14 protein-coding genes are annotated in these 18,095 nt (G+C 69.5%); 11 read left to right on the top strand and 3 right to left on the bottom strand.

Features of this window, described 5'->3' with window-relative positions; all coding sequences use genetic code 11:
* From AC27VN_RS11505 to AC27VN_RS11475, 7 genes are all read left to right on the top strand, one after another.
* Positions 1-224 (top strand): response regulator (locus tag AC27VN_RS11505; protein WP_490876621.1); only part of this gene is annotated, 224 nt, incomplete at its 5' end.
* 338 nt (positions 225-562) lie between these two features.
* Entirely contained in the window at positions 563-3,091 is a 2,529-nt protein-coding gene (locus tag AC27VN_RS11500) for a CehA/McbA family metallohydrolase (RefSeq protein ID WP_490876620.1), read from the top strand.
* 182 nt (positions 3,092-3,273) lie between these two features.
* Positions 3,274-4,602 carry a C4-dicarboxylate transporter DctA gene (locus AC27VN_RS11495; protein WP_490876619.1) on the top strand — a complete coding sequence of 443 codons (1,329 nt, stop codon included), beginning with the start codon at positions 3,274-3,276 and terminating at the stop codon, positions 4,600-4,602.
* A 27-nt stretch (positions 4,603-4,629) separates the two neighbouring features.
* On the top strand, positions 4,630-5,337 hold the full coding sequence (locus tag AC27VN_RS11490) for a GntR family transcriptional regulator (protein ID WP_208511121.1): 708 nt from the start codon (positions 4,630-4,632) through the stop codon (positions 5,335-5,337).
* Positions 5,338-5,438: 101 nt separating this feature from the next.
* Positions 5,439-6,578 (top strand): AI-2E family transporter, encoded by a 1,140-nt coding sequence (locus tag AC27VN_RS11485; protein ID WP_490876618.1) that lies wholly within the window; start codon positions 5,439-5,441, stop codon positions 6,576-6,578.
* 140 nt (positions 6,579-6,718) lie between these two features.
* Entirely contained in the window at positions 6,719-7,180 is a 462-nt protein-coding gene (locus tag AC27VN_RS11480) for a DUF2141 domain-containing protein (RefSeq protein WP_490876617.1), read from the top strand.
* Between the two features lie 10 nt (positions 7,181-7,190).
* Positions 7,191-8,696, top strand: coding sequence for a carotenoid oxygenase family protein (locus AC27VN_RS11475; RefSeq protein ID WP_490876616.1), 1,506 nt, complete (start codon positions 7,191-7,193; stop codon positions 8,694-8,696).
* A 16-nt stretch (positions 8,697-8,712) separates the two neighbouring features.
* On the opposite strand, the gene AC27VN_RS11470 is transcribed toward AC27VN_RS11475, so the two are convergent.
* Positions 8,713-9,615 (bottom strand): LysR family transcriptional regulator, encoded by a 903-nt coding sequence (locus tag AC27VN_RS11470; RefSeq protein ID WP_203202390.1) that lies wholly within the window; start codon positions 9,613-9,615, stop codon positions 8,713-8,715.
* A gap of 130 nt (positions 9,616-9,745) precedes the next feature.
* Between AC27VN_RS11470 and gcl the strand changes: the two genes are divergently transcribed.
* From gcl to AC27VN_RS11455, 3 genes are read left to right on the top strand one after another with little or no spacing between them, the layout of a single operon-like run.
* Complete coding sequence (gene gcl, locus AC27VN_RS11465) at positions 9,746-11,539, top strand: glyoxylate carboligase (protein ID WP_490876615.1); 1,794 nt, start codon at positions 9,746-9,748, stop codon at positions 11,537-11,539.
* A 38-nt stretch (positions 11,540-11,577) separates the two neighbouring features.
* Complete coding sequence (gene hyi / locus AC27VN_RS11460) at positions 11,578-12,363, top strand: hydroxypyruvate isomerase (protein WP_398497399.1); 786 nt, start codon at positions 11,578-11,580, stop codon at positions 12,361-12,363.
* Between the two features lie 35 nt (positions 12,364-12,398).
* On the top strand, positions 12,399-13,307 hold the full coding sequence (locus AC27VN_RS11455) for a 2-hydroxy-3-oxopropionate reductase (RefSeq protein WP_057591560.1): 909 nt from the start codon (positions 12,399-12,401) through the stop codon (positions 13,305-13,307).
* A gap of 9 nt (positions 13,308-13,316) precedes the next feature.
* Here AC27VN_RS11455 and AC27VN_RS11450 read toward each other — a convergent pair whose 3' ends face one another.
* The gene (locus tag AC27VN_RS11450; protein ID WP_490876614.1) at positions 13,317-14,657 is read right to left on the bottom strand and encodes an NAD(P)/FAD-dependent oxidoreductase; all 1,341 of its coding nucleotides are present in this window, start codon (positions 14,655-14,657) and stop codon (positions 13,317-13,319) included.
* 255 nt (positions 14,658-14,912) lie between these two features.
* On the opposite strand from AC27VN_RS11450, the gene AC27VN_RS11445 reads away from it, so the two are divergent.
* The gene (locus AC27VN_RS11445) at positions 14,913-17,213 is read left to right on the top strand and encodes an NADP-dependent malic enzyme (protein WP_093340591.1); all 2,301 of its coding nucleotides are present in this window, start codon (positions 14,913-14,915) and stop codon (positions 17,211-17,213) included.
* A gap of 24 nt (positions 17,214-17,237) precedes the next feature.
* On the opposite strand, the gene AC27VN_RS11440 is transcribed toward AC27VN_RS11445, so the two are convergent.
* On the bottom strand, positions 17,238-18,095 hold an 858-nt coding region (locus AC27VN_RS11440; protein WP_490876613.1), incomplete at its 5' end, for an S-methyl thiohydantoin desulfurase domain-containing protein.

Here is an 18,095-nt window from a genome sequence, read left to right as displayed (position 1 = left end):
TCGCGGACCTGCGGCTGCGCGGCAACGAGCACGGGCCGGCGCTGGTCGCGCGGCTGCGCGAACTGCATGGCGAGTTTCCGGTGGTCTTCATCACCGGCGAGACCTCGTCCGAGGCCTTGCGCGAAGCGCGCGCCACGCGCTGGCCGCTGCTGCACAAGCCCGTGGATGCGCAGACCTTGCGCGCGACGATCGAGTCGCTGCTGGCGCCGTCGGCCCGGCTTTGAGTTTTATTTATCTGAGTTGAAAATTAGACTGAATATTTTTCATGCCGATGTAACGAACAAACACCATCCTTTGGTTTTCATTTCGACGGAACTCTTCCCGCAGCGCAGCCCTGCCTTGCGGAACCCGTCTTCTTTTCCAGAGGTTCATGGTGTTCACGACGCCCCAGTCTTTTTCCAAACGCTTCCTCGCGGTGGCCTGCGCAGTCTTTCTCGCCTCGTGCGGGGGCGGCTCGGGCAACAGCGGATTCGCTTTTCTTCCTCCGCCCGCCGACCAGGGTTCGGGCGGCTCCGGCGGCCCCGGCACGCCTGAGGACCCGAACGCGCGCCACGCCGCGGCCGTGAGCCTGCAGGGCGACGGCCACGGCGACGTGGAGTCGCTCGACACCGCGCTCGCCTGCGACACCCAGTGCAGCGCCGACTACGCCCAGGGCACGAGCGTCAAGCTCATCGCCACCGCCGCGCGCGGCTCGGTCTTCGACGGCTGGCAAGGCGCCTGCGAAGGCACCGAGGTCTGCGAACTGACGATGGACGAGGCGCGCAACGTGGTGGCGAAGTTCTCGCTGGCCGCGAACGCCGCGCCCACCGGCACCTGGTTCAAGGGCGACACCCATGTGCACGACGACCACTCGGACGACGGCAGCGCGCCGCGCCAGCTCAACAAGGACAAGGCCAAGGGCAACCTCTCGCTCGCCGACCAGATCGGCCAGGCCGGCCGCACCGGCCTGGACTTCGTGCCCTTCACCGACCACCGCACCTACGACCAGCATTACGACCCGCTGTGGGAGTCGTCGTCGCTGCTGCTGATCCGCGGCGAGGAAGCCAACGGCAAGCCGCACGCCATCGCGCTCGGCGGCGTGGACTCGGTCGAGCAGGGAGCCATGCATCCGGACCGCGCGCAGTTCGCGCTGGTCCAGCAGTCGATCTGGGATGCGCACGCGCAGGGCGCCATCTGGTCGGTCGCGCATGCCGACGATGGCGAGACGAATTCCGACGGCACGCCGAACGTGAATGCCAACGTGCAGGGTGTCAACCTGGTCGAGGTCTGGAACCGCTCCAAGAGCCCCGACAAGCAGATGGACTACGCCGAGAACCGCTGGAACGCGGGCTTCCGCTTCGGCGTGGCCGGCGCCAGCGACAACCACTTCCGCGAGTACTGGGGCGCGCCCTACCTCAACAGCCCCGGCATGCCGGTGACCAAGGTGCTGGCCAAGGGCTACAACGAGCGCGGCATCCTCGAGGCGCTGCGCGCGGGCTACACCAGCCTGTCGATCAACCCGACCGGCCCCGGCGTCTCGATGACCACGGACCTCAAGGGCGGCGGCTACACCGCCATGAGCGGCGACGAGGTCTTCGTGCCCGCGGGCACCACCGGCCACCTGCGCATCGGCGTGCAGCGCGCCGCCGGCATGGACGTGCTGCTGTTCCGCATGCCCGGCAAGAGCGCCGGCCCGATGAAGACCTTCAAGCCGACCCGCGACGACGAGACCTACACGGTCGACATCACCGCCGGCTCGCAGCCCGACTGGTACCGCGTCGAGGTGCGCGGCATCAACGTGCCCATTCCGCCGGCCGCGGCCGCGATGGAGCTCAAGGCCGCCGTGTCGCCGATCTTCGTCTCGCCGGCCCCGGTCGAGGCCAAGGCCGAGATCGCCGTGCCGAAGGAAGACAGCGTGGCCGACGGCGCGCTGCGCGTCGCCGGTGCGCGCGGCGACTTCGCCGGCTTCCCCGACCTCGTGACCGCCGACGGCGTGACGCACGTGGTCACCGAGATGCATGGCGATGCCACCAGCACCGTGGTCTACCGCCGCCGCGATGCCAAGGGCGTCTGGAGCGATGCCGGCCAGACGCTGAGCGGCAAGGGCCAGGCGCGCTTCCCGCGCGTGGCCGTGCGCGGCAACGACGTCTGGGTGGCGTGGGAGGAAGACGCGGTGCAGGTGCCGCACCGCCCGGTCATCAACCTGCGCCATTCGGCCGACGGCGGCGCGACCTGGGCCTCGACCGACACCGTGCGCTCGCTCGAGGGCCGTGCCGAGCATCCGGACGTCGCCGTGGCCGCGAGCGGCAAGCCGGTGCTGGCCTGGCAGGAGATCCAGGCCGACCAGCCCTTCGACATCATGGTGCAGGAGGTCGGCACCGACGCGCAGCCGCGCAACCTCTCGCGCGCCGGCAAGTCGGTCGACGCCGGCGTGCTCGACGACACGCGCTCGCCGCACTACCCGGCCTCGGTGCTGCCGAACCTGACGGTCGCGGCCGACGGCCGCGTCGCCGTGGCCTGGCAGGACAACCGCAACGACCAGGATCCGCTGTGGACCGGTGCCGCCGCTTACGGCGACGGCTCGAACCCCGACGACTGGCAGGTGCAGGTCGCGGTGCGCGACGCCGCCGGCGCCTGGAAGACGCCCGTGAGCCTCGGCGCCACCGACCGCGCCGATCGCCACCCCGACGTGATCTTCGGCGGCAACGGCGACCTGGTCGTGGCCTGGGAAAGCAAGGAGCAGGAGCCGGCCGGCAAGAACATCGCGGTGCTCGCGGCGGTGTCGGGCGACGGCGGCGCGACCTTCTCGGCCCCCACGGTGCTGGCCGCGGAGCCGACCACCATGAGCCAGCGCCCGCGCCTGGGCGTGGACAAGGACGGCTCGGTGCGCGTGGTCTGGTTCGACTCGCGCTCGGCCGACTGGCGCTGGCGCGTGATGACCGCGGTCTACAAGAAGCCCGCGGGCTGGGACACCGGCACGCTGCTCAAGGGCTCCGGCATCAACACCTGGCCCGTGACCTCGGGCGGCGTCATCGCCTTCGCGAGCACGCGCAACGCCACGCGGCTGCAGCGCGACGCGACGCAGCAGGTGTTCCTGCTGTCCGCGAAGTAGGCGGACCCCGCTTTCGAACCCGATGCCCCGCCGATGCGGGGCATTTTTCATGGAGCCGATGCCTGAAGAAAGGGCTCCCACATGCCCGGGAATACCCTCTGCCAACCCAGGCCCTTTCTTGCCTACATTGCTTGTATGCAAGATTTCCGACGACTTGCATGCAAATAACACAGGAGATTGCCATGCGTCGTTTCACCCGCTCCCTGTTCGGCCAGGTCGTGCTCGCCCTGCTGATCGGCGTGGTGCTGGGCCTCTTGGCCCCGCAGTTCGCCGTCAAGCTCAAGCCGCTGGGCGACGGCTTCATCAAGCTGATCAAGATGATCATTCCCGTGCTGGTCTTCTGCGTGGTGGTGCATGGCATCGCCGGCGCGGGCGACCTGAAGCGCGTGGGCCGCGTCGGCGTGAAGGCGCTGATCTACTTCGAGCTGCTCACTACCATCGCGCTGGCGATGGGGCTGGTGCTGGCCTTCGTGTTCCAGCCCGGCGTGGGCATGAACGTCGATCCGGGCAAGCTCGATCCGGCCGCGATGAGCGCCTATGCCTCCAATGCCGACAAGCTCACCAGCGGCGGCACGGTCGAGTTCCTGATGAAGCTGATCCCCACCACGGTGGTGAACGCCTTCGCGACCGGCGACGTGCTGCAGGTGCTGCTGTTCGCGGTGCTGTTCGGCTGCGCGCTGTCGCTGCTCGGCGAGCGCGGCAAGCCGGTGGCGGTGGTGGTGGACGCGCTCTCGCTGGTGCTGTTCAAGATCATGGGCATCCTCATCAAGCTGGCGCCGCTGGGCGTGCTCGGCGCGATCGCCTTCACGGTGGGCCAGTACGGCGTGGGCTCGCTCAAGCAGCTCGGCATGCTGATCGCGCTGTTCTATCTCGCGGTGCTGGTGTTCGTGTTCGTGGTGCTGGGCTTCGTGATGCGCATGTCGGGCTTCAGCCTCTGGAAGCTGCTGCGCTACCTGCGCGAAGAGCTCGCGATCGTGTTCGCCACCACCTCGTCGGACAGCGTGCTGCCGCAGATCATGGCCAAGCTGCGCCGCATGGGCATCCGCGACTCGACGGTGGGCCTGGTGATCCCCACCGGCTACTCGTTCAACCTCGACGCCTTCTCGATCTACATCACGCTGGCGGCGGTGTTCATCGCGCAGGCCACCAACACGCCGATCACGATGACCGACCTGCTGACGATCCTCGCGATCTCGCTGGTCACCTCCAAGGGCGCGCACGGCGTGCCGGGCTCGGCGATCGTGGTGCTGGCCGCCACCCTGCATGCGATTCCGGCCATTCCCGCGATCGGGCTGGTGCTGGTGCTGTCGGTCGACTGGTTCATGGGCATCGCGCGCGCGCTCGGCAACCTGATCGGCAACTGCGTGGCGACGGTGGCGATCGCGGCCTGGGAAGGCGACATCGACCGCGAGCGCGCCCATGCGGTGCTCGACGGCCGCGCGACACCCGATGAACCGGCGCTGGCAGAATCCGGCGCGCCGCCCGTCGGCGCCGCCCTCGAACGCCACTGAAGCAAGCCACCCGCCGCCCCGCCACCGATGAGCTCCACCGAAGTCAGCCCCACCGTCATCGCCGAGCGCGTGGTCGAGGCGATCCTCGCGCAGAAGCTCGCCCCCGGCGAGCGGCTCGGCGAGCAGGCGCTGGCCGAGAACTTCGCGGTCAGCCGCACCATGGTGCGCGAGGCGCTGATGCAGCTGCAGGCACGCGGCTTCGTCGAGGTGCAGTCGCGCCGCGGCTGGTACGTGGTCGAGCCCTCGGCCGAGGAGGCGCGCGACGCCTTCCGCGCGCGCCGCATCATCGAGTCGGGCATCCTCTCGGAGCCCGAGGGCCGGCCGCTGGCGAAGGTGATCCGCAAGCTGCGCGACCACATCGCCGACGAGCAGCGCGCGGTGGAAGGCGCCGATGCCGCCACCCGCGCCTTCCTGCTGGCCGACTTCCACGTCTGCCTGGCCGAGCAGCTCGGCCACCAGCTGCTGGTCGACGTGCTGCGCGACCTGACGGCGCGCACCACGCTGGCGGCCACGCTCTACCAGTCGAAGCACGAGGCCGGCCAGTCCTGCGCCGAGCACGAGGCGATCGTGGCCGCGCTCGAGCGCGGCGACAGCGCGCGCGCACGCAGCCTGATGCTGGCCCACATCGGCAACGTCGAGCGCGCGCTCGAGGTCGAGGCCAGCGCCGAACCCGATGCCTCGGCACGGCTGCGCGCCACGCTGGCGCCGGTGGCCTTGCCGCGCGCCAAGCGCTGAGAAACGTGCATTAGGTCCGCGCCGGCCGCCGGCGGCGGCGCACGAAGGGGCCGGCGACTACAGAGGCGGCCCGGCGGGCTCGGCTACAGTCCGGGTCAACCATGAACTCTCCCCAACTCCAGCGCGGCGTGTTCCTCGCCCTGCTTGCCATCGTCACCGTCGCCTTCCTGTGGGTGCTGATGCCGTTCTTCGGCGCGGTGCTCTGGGGCGTGTCGCTCGCGATCCTGTTCACGCCGCTCTACAAGTGGCTGCTCAGGAAGATGCGCGGCAAGCCCAACGCGGCGGCGCTGTCCACGCTCGCGATCTGCCTGGTGATCGTGATCCTGCCGCTGGCGATGATCGGCGTGTCGCTGGTGCAGGAAGTGGCGCTGGTCACGCAGAGCATCCGCTCGGGGCAGATCAACTTCGCGGCCTACTTCCAGCAGATCCTGGCCGCCACGCCGCAATGGCTGCTGAACCTGGTCGAGCGCTTCAACCTCGGCGACGCGGCGGCCTGGCAGGCGCGCATCTCGACCATCGCCGGCCAGGGCAGCCAGCTGATCGCGAGCCAGGCGCTGGCCATCGGGCAGAACACCTTCGACTTCGTGGTCAGCTTCTTCGTGATGCTGTACCTGCTCTATTTCCTGGTGCGCGACGGCGCCTCGCTGTCGAAGACCATGCGCGACGCGCTGCCGCTGGCCAAGCCGCACACGCACTACCTGCTCAACAAGTTCACCACCGTGATCCGCGCCACCATCAAGGGCAACGTGGCGGTGGCGGTGGCGCAGGGCGCGCTGGGCGGGCTGGCGTTCTGGTTCCTCGGCGTGCAGGGCGCGCTGCTGTGGGCGGTGCTGATGGCCTTCCTGTCGCTGCTGCCCGCCGTGGGCGCGGCGCTGATCTGGGGCCCGGTGGCGATCTACTTCCTCGCCACCGGCCATTTCTGGCAGGGCGGCATCCTGATCTTCGTCGGCGTGTTCGTGATCGGCCTGGTCGACAACATCCTGCGCCCGGTGCTGGTGGGCAAGGACACGCAGATGCCCGACTACATCGTGCTGATGTCCACCATCGGCGGCATGGCGATCTTCGGCATCAACGGCTTCGTGATCGGGCCGGTGGTGGCGGCGCTGTTCATGGCGGCATGGAGCCTGTTCGCCGATTCGGGCCACGTGGGCACGGGCCACGAAAAGCCGGCCGACGAGGCCGAGGACGGCCGCCACCACGGCCAGCACGGCGGCCAACACGAGGGCCAGCACAAGGGCTGAAGCCGGTTCCCGGGGCCGGCCGTTCGCGCCGACCTGCGCGCATTTCGCGCGTGCATTCGCGCATTCCGTCGCATGGCGCTGGGCAGCGGCCGCCGCCTTTGGGATCGTCGGGTCTTCCATCCACCACGACGAGGACCGCCATGCACCTTCCCGCTTTCCTGCCCCGCCCGGCCGCGCGCACCCTGTACGCCGCGACCGCCGTCGCCGCCCTCGCGGCCGCCACGCTCGTCCCGCTGAGCGCGCGGGCCGCCGACCTCAGCCTGAACGTGGCCGAGGGCCCGGCCACCGAGGCCACGCTCTACATCGCGCTGTACGCCGATGCCGCCAGCTTCGGCGCCAGCAAGCCGCTGGCCTCGCAGAGCCTGCCGCTGCGCGAGGGCAAGGCGCGCGTGGTGTTCGCGGGCCTGGCGCCGGGCCGCTATGCGGTGCGCGCCTATGCCGACGAGAACGGCAACGGCAAGCTCGACACCAACCTCGTGGGCCTGCCGACCGAGCGCTACGGCTTCTCGAACGATGCCAAGGGCAAGCTCGGCGCGCCCGACTTCGAGGCCGCGGCGATCGGCGTCGACGCCGACCTGCAGAGCGCCATCCACCTGCGCTGAGGAGGCCGCCATGCAACGACGCGAACTGCTGCGCCTGCTGGCCGGCACCGGCGCCCTGCCCCTGCTCGCGCCCTGGGCCCGGGCGGCGGGCGCGGCCGGCGAGGAGAACTGGCAGGCCCAGTTCGAGGCCGCCGACGCCCCCTGGAAGATCGGCTTCGCCACCCCGCCCGGCGACCTGCCGCCGACCCACGCCACGGTGCGCGGGCGCTTCCCCGACGCGGTGGCCGGCACGCTGTTCCGCGTCGGCCCCACCGGCCACGACCTGGGCGGCGAGCGCTACCACCACTGGTTCGACGGCGACGGCATGGTGCACCGCTTCGCGATCGCGGGCGGCGAGGTGCTGCACCAGGGCCGCTACGTGGCCACGCCCAAGCGCGTGGCCGAGCTGCGCGCCGGGCGCCGGCTGGTCGAGGCCTTCGGCACCGTGCCGCCGGGCGTGGAGCCGCCGACCTCGCCCGATGCCATCAACGTCGCCAACACCAGCGTGCTGCCGTTGCAGGGCGAGGTGCTGGCGCTGTGGGAAGGCGGCTCGGCCACGCGCCTCGATGCGCGCACGCTCGACACGCTGGGCCTGAAGACCTGGCGCGCCGATCTCGCGGGCATGCCGTTCTCGGCCCATCCGAAGGTGGACCCCGACGGCACGGTCTGGAACTTCGGCGTGAGCTCGGGCGCGAGCCTGCTCGCGCTCTACGAGATCGCGCCCGAGGGCACGCTGCGCCGCGCCGCCGCGGTGCCGGTGCCCGACCTGCCGATGGTCCACGACTTCGCCGTGACCGAGCGGCACCTGGTGTTCCTGATGCCGCCGCTGGTGTACGACGGCAAGCGCAAGGAAGCCGGCGCCAGCTTCCTCGATGCCCATGTCTGGCGGCCCGAACTCGGCATGCGTGCGCTGGTGGTCGACAAGCGCGACTGGGAGCGAAGGCAGATGCTGACCCTGCCGGCCGGCTTCCTGTTCCATGTCGGCAATGCCTGGGAGGAAGACACGCCGCGCGGCCCGCGCATCCACATCGACTACGTGCGCACCGAGGACGCCGAGTCGGTGTTCACGACCAACCGCGAGCTGATGCGCGCGCGCCGCGTGCGCCAGAACGAACCGCGCCTGACCGTCGCCACGCTCGACCTGGCCGCCGGCCGGGCCACGCAGAAGGTGCTGCCGCTGGAGGCCGAGTTCCCGCGCATCGATCCGCGCCGCGTCGGCCTGCGCCATCGCCAGGTGATCCATGCCACGCTGACGCGGCCCGACGTGCCGGGCTTCCAGGCGGTGGCGCGCACCGACGTCGAGAGCGGCCGCAGCGAGCGCTTCGTCCATGGCGCGCAGTCGATCGTCGAGGAGCATGTGTTCGTGCCCGACGGCAGGAAGCCGGGCTGGGTGCTGGGCACCTCGCTCGACTTCGGCCGCAAGTGCACGGTGCTGTCCTGCTTCGCGGCCGACCACCTGGCGGCGGGGCCGGTGGCGCAGGCCACCTTGCCCTACGCGCTGCCGCTGGGGCTGCACGGGGCTTTCGTGAAGGCCTGAGGCGCGAGGGGACGCCTCAGGCGTCCCACCAGCCTTCGTCGAAACGCCCCTGCAGGAAGGCCACGAAGCTCGACACCTTGCCCGGCACCAGCTTGGGCGAGGGAAAGACGGCGTGGATCTCCTGCTCGGGCAGCGCATGGTCGGCCAGCACAGCGCGCACCTTGCCCGCGGCCAGCGACTCGCTGGCCACGTAGCGCGGCATCAGAGCGATGCCCAGGCCGTCGCGCGCGGCCGCCAGCACGGCCGAGAGGTTATTGGAGCGGAAGCGGCCCGACACCGGCACCGTCACCGGCTCGCCCTTGGGCGTGTGCATGCGCCAGAACTCGTCGCCCACCACGCTGCTGTAGATCAGCGCCACGTGCGCGCTGAGGTCCTGCGCGCGCTTGGGCGTGCCGTGCTTCTTGAGGTAGGCCGGCGAGGCGACCATGGCCCAGGGGTTGGCGCCCAGGTAGCGCGCGCCCAGCGAGGAATCGGCCAGCTTGCCCATGCGCACCGCCACGTCGATGCCCTGCGCGATCAGGTCCACGTAGCGGTCCTCGAAGCTCAGGTCGATCTGCACCTGCGGATAACGGCGCATGTACTCGAGCGCGAGCGGCACCACCACGCGGCGGCCGAAGGCCACCGAGGTGCCGACGCGCAGCAGGCCCTGGGCCTGGTTCTGGCGCAGCTGCACCACGCTGTCGGCCTCCTCGGCGTCGCGCACGATCGACTTGCACTTCTCGTAGTAGAGCGCGCCGGGCTCGGTGAGGCTCACGCCGCGCGTGTTGCGGTTGAGCAGCCTTACTTTCAGGCGCGCCTCGGTGGCGGCGATCTGCTTGGTCACCGTGGGCTGGGTGGTGTGGAACTCGAGCGCGGCCTTCGAGAAGCTGCCGGTCTCCACCACGCGCACGAACATTTCCATTGCCAACAGCCGGTCCATCGCCACTCCTTCGGATCGCCGCCATCCTAATCACTTATTCCGCAATGGAATAGGTTTTATGGTCCCGTGCCGTCTTCTTGGAATCCCCCCCGCTTCCTACAGTGGACCCAAGCTTTTAAGGAGACTTTCAATGGCAAAGATGACCGCGGTCCAGGCCGCCGTGCTGGTGATGGAGAAGGAGGGCGTGACGCAGGCCTTCGGCGTGCCCGGTGCCGCCATCAATCCGATGTACTCGGCGCTGCGGCAACGCGGCAGCATCGCGCACATCCTCGCGCGCCACGTCGAGGGCGCCTCGCACATGGCCGAAGGCTACACCCGCGCCGTCGCCGGCAACATCGGCGTGTGCATCGGCACCTCGGGCCCCGCGGGCACCGACATGATCACGGGCCTGTACTCGGCCTGGGCCGACTCGATCCCGATCCTGTGCATCACCGGCCAGGCACCGCGCGCGCGCCTCTACAAGGAAGACTTCCAGGCGGTCGACATCGAATCGATCTCCAAGCCGGTCACCAAGTGGTCGGTGACGGTGCGCGAACCCGGCCAGGTGCCGCAGGTGTTCCAGCAGGCCTTCCACCTGATGCGCTCGGGCCGCCCGGGCCCGGTGCTGATCGACCTGCCCTTCGACGTGCAGATGGCGCAGATCGAGTTCGACATCGACAGCTACGAACCGCTCAAGCCCTACAAGCCGGCCGCGAGCCGCGCCCAGATCGAGCGCGCGATCGAGATGCTGAACGCGGCCGAACGCCCGCTGATCGTGGCCGGCGGCGGCGTCATCAACGCCGACGCGAGCGAGCTGCTGGTGCGCTTCGCCGAAGCCACCGGCGTGCCCGTGATCCCCACGCTGATGGGCTGGGGCTCGATCCCCGACGACCATCCGCTGATGGCCGGCATGTGCGGCCTGCAGACCAGCCACCGCTACGGCAACGCCACCATGCTGGCCTCCGACTTCGTGCTGGGCATCGGCAACCGCTGGGCCAACCGCCACACCGGCTCGGTCGACGTCTACACCAAGGGCCGCAAGTTCGTGCACGTGGACATCGAACCCACGCAGATCGGCCGCGTGTTCACGCCCGACTTCGGCATCGTCTCCGATGCCAAGGCCGCGCTCGAGCTGTTCGTGCAGGTGGCCGAGGAGATGAAGGCCGCGGGCCGGCTGCCGAGCCGCCGCGAGTGGGCCAACGCGTGCATCGAGCGCAAGAGGACCATGCTGCGCAAGACCAACTTCGACGAAGTGCCGATGAAGCCGCAGCGCGTGTACCAGTGCATGAACAACAACTTCGACAACGACACCTGCTACGTCAGCACCATCGGGCTGTCGCAGATCGCCGCGGCGCAGTTCCTGCACGTCTACAACCCGCGCCACTGGATCAACTGCGGCCAGGCCGGCCCGCTGGGCTGGACCATTCCCGCCGCGCTCGGCGTGCGCGCGGCCGACCCCACGCGCAAGATCGTCGCGCTCTCGGGCGACTACGACTTCCAGTTCATGATCGAGGAACTCGCGGTGGGCGCGCAGTTCAAGCTGCCCTACATCCACATCGTGGTCAACAACTCCTACCTCGGCCTGATCCGCCAGGCGCAGCGCGGCTTCGAGATGGACTACTGCGTGCAGCTGGCCTTCGACAACATCAACGCGGGCCCCGACGCCGGCATCGAGAGCAGCTACGGCGTGGACCACATGAAGGTGGTCGAGGGCCTGGGCTGCAAGGCGATCCGCGTCAACCGCCAGGAAGAGATCGCCCCCGCGATCCGCCGCGCCGAGGCGCTGATGGCCGAGCACGGCGTGCCGGTGGTGATCGAGGTGATGCTCGAGCGCGTGACCAACATCGCGATGGGCACCGAGATCGACAACATCACCGAGTTCGAGCCGCTCGCGGAATCGCCGGCCGATGCGCCTACCGCCGTGGCGGCGGTGCTGCTGGACTGAACACGGGCCATCACCGGATCGATTCGAAGGACCACACCATGCCCAAGTTCGCAGCCAATCTCACCATGCTCTTCACCGAGCTGCCGTTCCTGCAGCGCTTCGAGGCCGCCGCCAAGGCGGGCTTCGAGGCGGTGGAGTACCTGTTCCCCTACCCCTTCGAGAAGAAGGACCTCACCGCCGCGCTGCGCGCCAACGGCCTCGTGCAGGTGCTGCACAACCTGCCGGCCGGCGACTGGGACAAGGGCGAGCGCGGCATCGCCTGCCATCCGGACCGCACCGGCGAGTTCCGCGAAGGCATCGCGATGGCCATCGACTACGCCACCGCGCTCGGCTGCCCGCAGGTCAACTGCCTGGTCGGCAAGGTGCCGGCCGGCGTGAGCCACGACATCGCCCACCGCACGGTGGTCGAGAACCTGCGCCTCGCCGCTTCCGAGCTCGAGGCGGCGGGCATCCGCCTGCTGGTCGAGCCGATCAATCCCTTCGACATTCCCGGCTTCTTCCTCAACCGCACCGAGCAGGCGATCGCGCTGATCGACGAGGTGGGCTCGGCCAACCTGCGCGTGCAGTACGACATCTACCACGCGCAGCGCACCGAGGGCGAACTGGGCAACACGCTCACGAAGCACTTCGCGCGCATCGGCCACATCCAGCTGGCCGACAACCCGGGCCGCGGCGAGCCGGGCACGGGCGAGATCAACTACCCGTGGCTGTTCCAGCACATCGATGCGCTCGGCTACGACGGCTTCATCGGCTGCGAATACAAGCCACGCGCCACCACCGTCGAAGGCCTGGGCTGGCGCGAGGCGCTGACCCGCGCGCAGTGAACGACGACACCACAAGATTCAAGGAAACCTCAGACATGACGCAACAAGCATCGCAACGCATCGGATTCATCGGCCTGGGCATCATGGGCGCGCCCATGGCGGGCCACCTGCTCGAGGCCGGCCACCAGCTGTTCGTGAACACGCACGGCAACACGCCCGAGCCCTTCATCTCGCGCGCCACCATCTGCGCCTCGCCGGTCGAGGTCGCGCGCCAGGCCGACATCGTGTTCGTGATGGTGCCCGACACGCCCGACGTGGAGAAGGTGCTGTTCGGCGAACCGGGCCGCGACGGCGTGGCCGCGGGCCTGAGCAAGGGCAAGATCGTGGTGGACTGCAGCTCGATCGATCCGATCGCCACCAAGGGCTTCGCGCAGCGCATCGAGGCGCTGGGCTGCGGCTACATCGACGCGCCGGTCTCGGGCGGCGAGGTGGGCGCCAAGGCCGCGAGCCTCACGATCATGTGCGGCGGCGACGAAGGCACCTTCGGCCGCGTGCGTCCGCTGCTCGAGAAGATGGGCAAGAACGTGACGCTGGTGGGCGGCGTGGGCGACGGCCAGGTCTGCAAGGTGGCCAACCAGATCATCGTGGCGCTGAACATCGCAGCCGTGGGCGAGGCACTGCTGTTCGCGAGCAAGGCCGGCGCCGATCCGGCCAAGGTGCGCCAGGCGCTGATGGGCGGCTTCGCGAGCTCGCGCATCCTCGAGGTGCATGGCGAACGCATGATCAAGCGCACCTTCGCGCCGGGCTTCCGCATCTCGCTGCACCAGAAGGACCTGAACCTCGCGCTGCAAAGCGCGCGTTCGCTGGGCGTGGCGCTGCCGCAAACGGCCGGCGCGGCGCAACTGATGAACGCCTGCGCGGCACTGGGCCATGGGCAGCAGGACCACTCGGCGCTGGTGCGTGCGCTGGAGGCGCTGGCGCAGCACACGGTGGCGCCGGACTGAGCCTGCGGCTCAGGTCTTCGCAGCCTCGAGGGATTCCTTGAGGTTGCGCCGCCGCCAGGCCCAGGTCTTGATCGCCTGCGGCAGGATGCCGAGGCAGGAGGCGTAGTAGGTCACCTTGAAGCCCCAGAAGCGCGGGCCGATGGGGGTGTCGCGGAACAGGTCGCCGGCCAGGATCGACAGCAGCGCCTCCTGCATGCGCCAGACGTTGCGCGGCGCCATGAACAGGCGCCGGATCGCCGGCGAGGTGATGCGGTAGATGAACCACGAGAACATCCTCGGCCCGCGCTTCATGACCTTCTCGTAGTGGCGGAACGCGCGCTCGGCCTCCCTGGCCTCGCCGCGCAGCCACAGGTCGGCGGCCGTCGCGGCCTCGAAGCCGCTGTTCATCGCGAGGTAGACGCCCGAGGAGAACATCGGGTCGACGAAGGCATAGGCGTCGCCCACCATCATGAAGCGGTCGCCGCGGCAGAACTTGGAGTCGTAGGCGTAGTTGCCGGTGGCGGTGGCGCCCTCCATCAGCGTGGCGTTCTTCAATCGCGCGGCCAGCTTGGGCGCGAGCGCGATGGTCTCCATCAGGAATTCCTCGAGGGAGGCGCCCTGGCGGCGCTTGAAGTAGGCCGGCGAGGCCACCGCGCCGACGCTCACGGTGCCGTCCTTGAGCGGGATGTACCAGAACCAGCCGTGGTCGAACCAGAACAGCGAAATATTGCCCTCGAAGCGGCCCGGCCGGCGCTCGGCATTGGCGAAGTGGCCGTAGAGCGCGGCGCTCGCATGCTTGCGGTTGCGCTGCTTGGCATCGAACTGGTTCGACAGCAGGGTGTCGCGCCCGCTGGCGTCGATCACGAAGCGCGGGCGCCAGGCGGTCTCGGTGCCGTCGTCGGCCTTGATCTTCACCAGCGGCCGGTTGTCGGGGGTGCCCTTGCCGGCGTCCATGTCGACGCCCGTGACGCGCTGGCCCTCGAAGGTCCGCGCGCCGCGCTTGCCGGCATGGCGGAACAGCAGCTCGTCGAACTCCGAGCGGCGCACGTGCACCGCGTAGGGGAAGCTCTTGTCCATCGCCTCGCCGAAGTCGAAATGGCTGCTGTGGTCGTGCCAGGGCGAGACGAACTCGGCGCCGTGCTTGCGGATGCCGATGGCCTCGACCTCGGTGCGCACGCCGAGCCGGTCGAACAGCGGCATGTTCATCGGCAGCAACGATTCGCCGATGTGAAAGCGCGGATGCTGCGCCTTCTCGAACAGCACCACGTCGTGGCCCTTGTCCGCGAGCAGCGCGGCCACGGTGGAGCCCGAGGGGCCGCCGCCGATGACCACGACGTCGGGTTCGGTGCTGGTGAAAGGTCCGGAAGTCATTCGCTGCAAGCCTCTTGTTGTCGTTCTGTCATGTGGAGGATGAAGCCGCCCTCGCGGCAGGGCCGCAACCGGCCGAAGCGCAGTTTAGCCAACCCTCGGGCCGCGTCGAACCCGTTTCGGGCCCCCGTTGCGGGCCCGGCGCACCCGCTCTCTCCCACGCCCGCTATGGGTTCAGGCTTTTTCGGCATCGCCCTGGCAAGAAGAGGTAGCGCTTTTGCGGTAGCCTCGTCGCCCGTAGAAACAAGGAGACTTTCCATGGCCGCCCCCCTGTCACCGGCAGAAGAAGCACTGCGCGAAGCTGCCCGTGAGTACCACCGTTCGCCCGTCAAGGGCAAGATCTCGATCACCCCGACCAAGCCGCTGCTGAACCAGCGCGACCTGTCGCTGGCCTATTCGCCGGGCGTGGCCTATCCCTGCCTCGACATCGCGGCCGATCCGTCCACCGCCGCCGAATACACCGCGCGCGGCAACCTCGTGGGCGTGGTCACCAACGGCACGGCCGTGCTGGGCCTGGGCAACATCGGCCCGCTGGCCGCCAAGCCCGTGATGGAAGGCAAGGGCTGCCTGTTCAAGAAATTCGCCGGCATCGACGTGTTCGACATCGAGCTGGCCGAGAACGACCCCGACAAGCTGGTCGACATCATCGCGGCGCTCGAGCCCACGTTGGGCGGCATCAACCTCGAGGACATCAAGGCGCCCGAGTGCTTCTACATCGAGAAGAAGCTGCGCGAGCGCATGAACATCCCGGTGTTCCACGACGACCAGCACGGCACGGCCATCATCTCGGCCGCCGCGCTGATCAATGGCCTGGAACTGGTCGACAAGAAGATCGAGGACGTGAAGATCGCCGTCTCGGGCGCGGGCGCCGCCGCCATCGCCTGCCTCGACGTGATGGTGGGCCTGGGCGTGAAGCCCGCCAACATCCACGCCTGCGACTCCAAGGGCCTGATCTACACCGGCCGCGCGGGCGGCTTCGACGAATCGAAGGCGCGCTACGCACAGCCCGACACCGGCGCGCGCACGCTGGCCGACGTGGTGAAGGACGCCGACGTGTTCCTCGGCTGCTCGGCCCCGGGCGTGATGACGGCCGACATGGTCAAGACCATGGCGCGCCAGCCGATCATCCTGGCGCTGGCCAATCCCGAGCCCGAGATCCGCCCCGAGCTCGCCAAGGCCGTGCGGCCCGACTGCATCATCGCCACCGGCCGCTCGGACTATCCGAACCAGGTCAACAACGTGCTGTGCTTCCCGTACATCTTCCGCGGCGCGCTCGACTGCGGCGCGAGCAAGATCACGGAAGAGATGAAGCTGGCCTGCGTGCGCGAGATCGCCGACCTGACCAAGGCCGACATCAGCGAGGAAGTGGCCACCGCCTACGCGGGCCAGGAACTGGCCTTCGGCCCCGACTACATCATTCCCAAGCCCTTCGATTCGCGCCTGATCCTGCGCATCGCGCCGGCCGTCGCCAAGGCCGCGCAGGCCTCGGGCGTGGCCACGCGCCCGATCGAGGACATGGATGCCTACCGCCAGCACCTGACGCGCTTCGTCTACCAGACCGGCATGTTCATGCGCCCGGTGTTCACCGCCGCCAAGCTGGCCACCGCCAAGCGCGTGGCCTATGCCGAGGGCGAGGACGAGCGCGTGCTGCGCGCGGCCCAGTACGCGGTCGACGAAGGCCTGGCACGGCCGATCCTGGTGGGACGCCCCGCCGTGATCGAGACGCGCATCAAGAAGGCCGGCCTGCACATCCGCCTGGGCACCGACTTCGAGGTGGTCGACCCCGAGGACGATCCGCGCTTCCGCATCTACTGGGAGAGCTACCACAAGCTCATGGGCCGCCGCGGCATGACGCCCGAGGCCGCCAAGGCCGCGGTGCGCCGCTCGAACACCGTGATCGCCGCGCTGATGATCCACCTCGGCGACGCCGACGCGATGATCTGCGGCATGGTCGGGCGCTTCGACGCCCACCTCGAGCACATCCGCGACCTGATCGGCCTGAAGCGCGGCGCGCCCGGCTTCGCGACCCTGAACGCGCTCACGCTCGACAAGCGCACCATCTTCATCACCGACACCAACGTGAACGAGGACCCGAGCGCCGAGATGCTCGCCAGCATCGCGCTGATGGCGGCGGAGGAGATCCACCGCTTCGGCCTGCCGCCGAAGGTGGCCTTCCTCTCGCACTCGAACTACGGCAGTTCCTCGCGCGGCTCGGGCCGCAAGATGCGGCTGGCGCGCGACCTGTTCGCGCAGATGGCACCCGACATCGAATGCGATGGCGAGATGCACGGCGACGCGGCACTCTCGGAAGAGATCCGCCGCACCGCGCTGCCCGACAGCACGCTCTCGGGCGAGGCCAACCTGCTGGTGTGCCCGAACCTCGATTCGGCCCACATCCTCTACAACGTGCTGAAGATGACCGGTGCCAACGGCATCACGGTGGGCCCGGTGCTGCTGGGCGCCGCGAGCTCGGCGCACGTGCTCACGCCCTCGTCGACGGTGCGCCGCATCATCAACATGACGGCGCTGGCGGTGGCGAAGGTCACGGTCGACAAGTAAGCGGGTCGCTTCCTCGGAAGCTTCTCACGCAATGGCGTCCTCGGCGGGTGCGAAAGCCTCGCCGAGCGACTGCTCGAGCGGCCGGTAGAGCTCTGGCATGAACATGGTGCGCGACAGCAGCAGCCGCGCGCGCGGCGCGACCAACACGCGCAGGCGCGCGCCCTCGCGCACATGGGCCGACACCACCGGCCGGCCTTCGTCCGAGAAGGTCATCACGAGGTCGGGGAAGCGCGCGACGCGCCGGCCCTGCTGTTCGAGCAGCATGTACTCGTTGATGAAGCGCAGCACGGTGCGCGCTGCATCGTCGAGCTCGACCACGCCCACGTCCAGCCCCTCCTGCTGCTCGCAGCGGTAGCCGCGCACCGTGCCCTCGGCCACGATGCGGCCCTCGAGCGAGCGCGCCACGGCGTCGACGCCGCCGTCGAGCCAGGTCTGGCCGAGCGCGATCGCATGGCTGATCGCGCCGGGCGCGCCGTGCCGCTGCGCATAACCCACCTCGACCGGATTGCGCGCCACCGCCACCAGGCCGCCCGCCTCCACCGAGGCACGCCGCACCACGGCCGAGGTGCGCTCGAGCCGGCCCGACACCACGCCCTCGACGTAGCGCTGCGGCTCGCCGCCCGCATAGGCCTGCACCGAGAGGTAGCCGGGCTCGGTGTGCAGGCCCAGCGCGCCCATCACGCTCGACGGATGGGCGCGGCCGTTGCAGGCCAGGTCGATCACCGGCAGACCGCTCATCGCGGCATGGAACCAGCCGTTGACCGTGGTCTCGGCACCGTTCTCGTTGGCATGCAGGCCGACCAGCTCACGGCCCGGCGGCAGTTCGCGGCGCAGCAGCTCGAGCGTGCGCAGCAGGTGCGCGGGCTGCACATGCGGATCGGG

The sequence above is a fragment of the Variovorax sp. 20P10.2.4 genome (assembly GCF_058244205.1).
The sequence above is the reverse complement of the archived record's forward strand: the minus strand, read 5'-3'. Positions and strand labels throughout refer to the sequence as shown.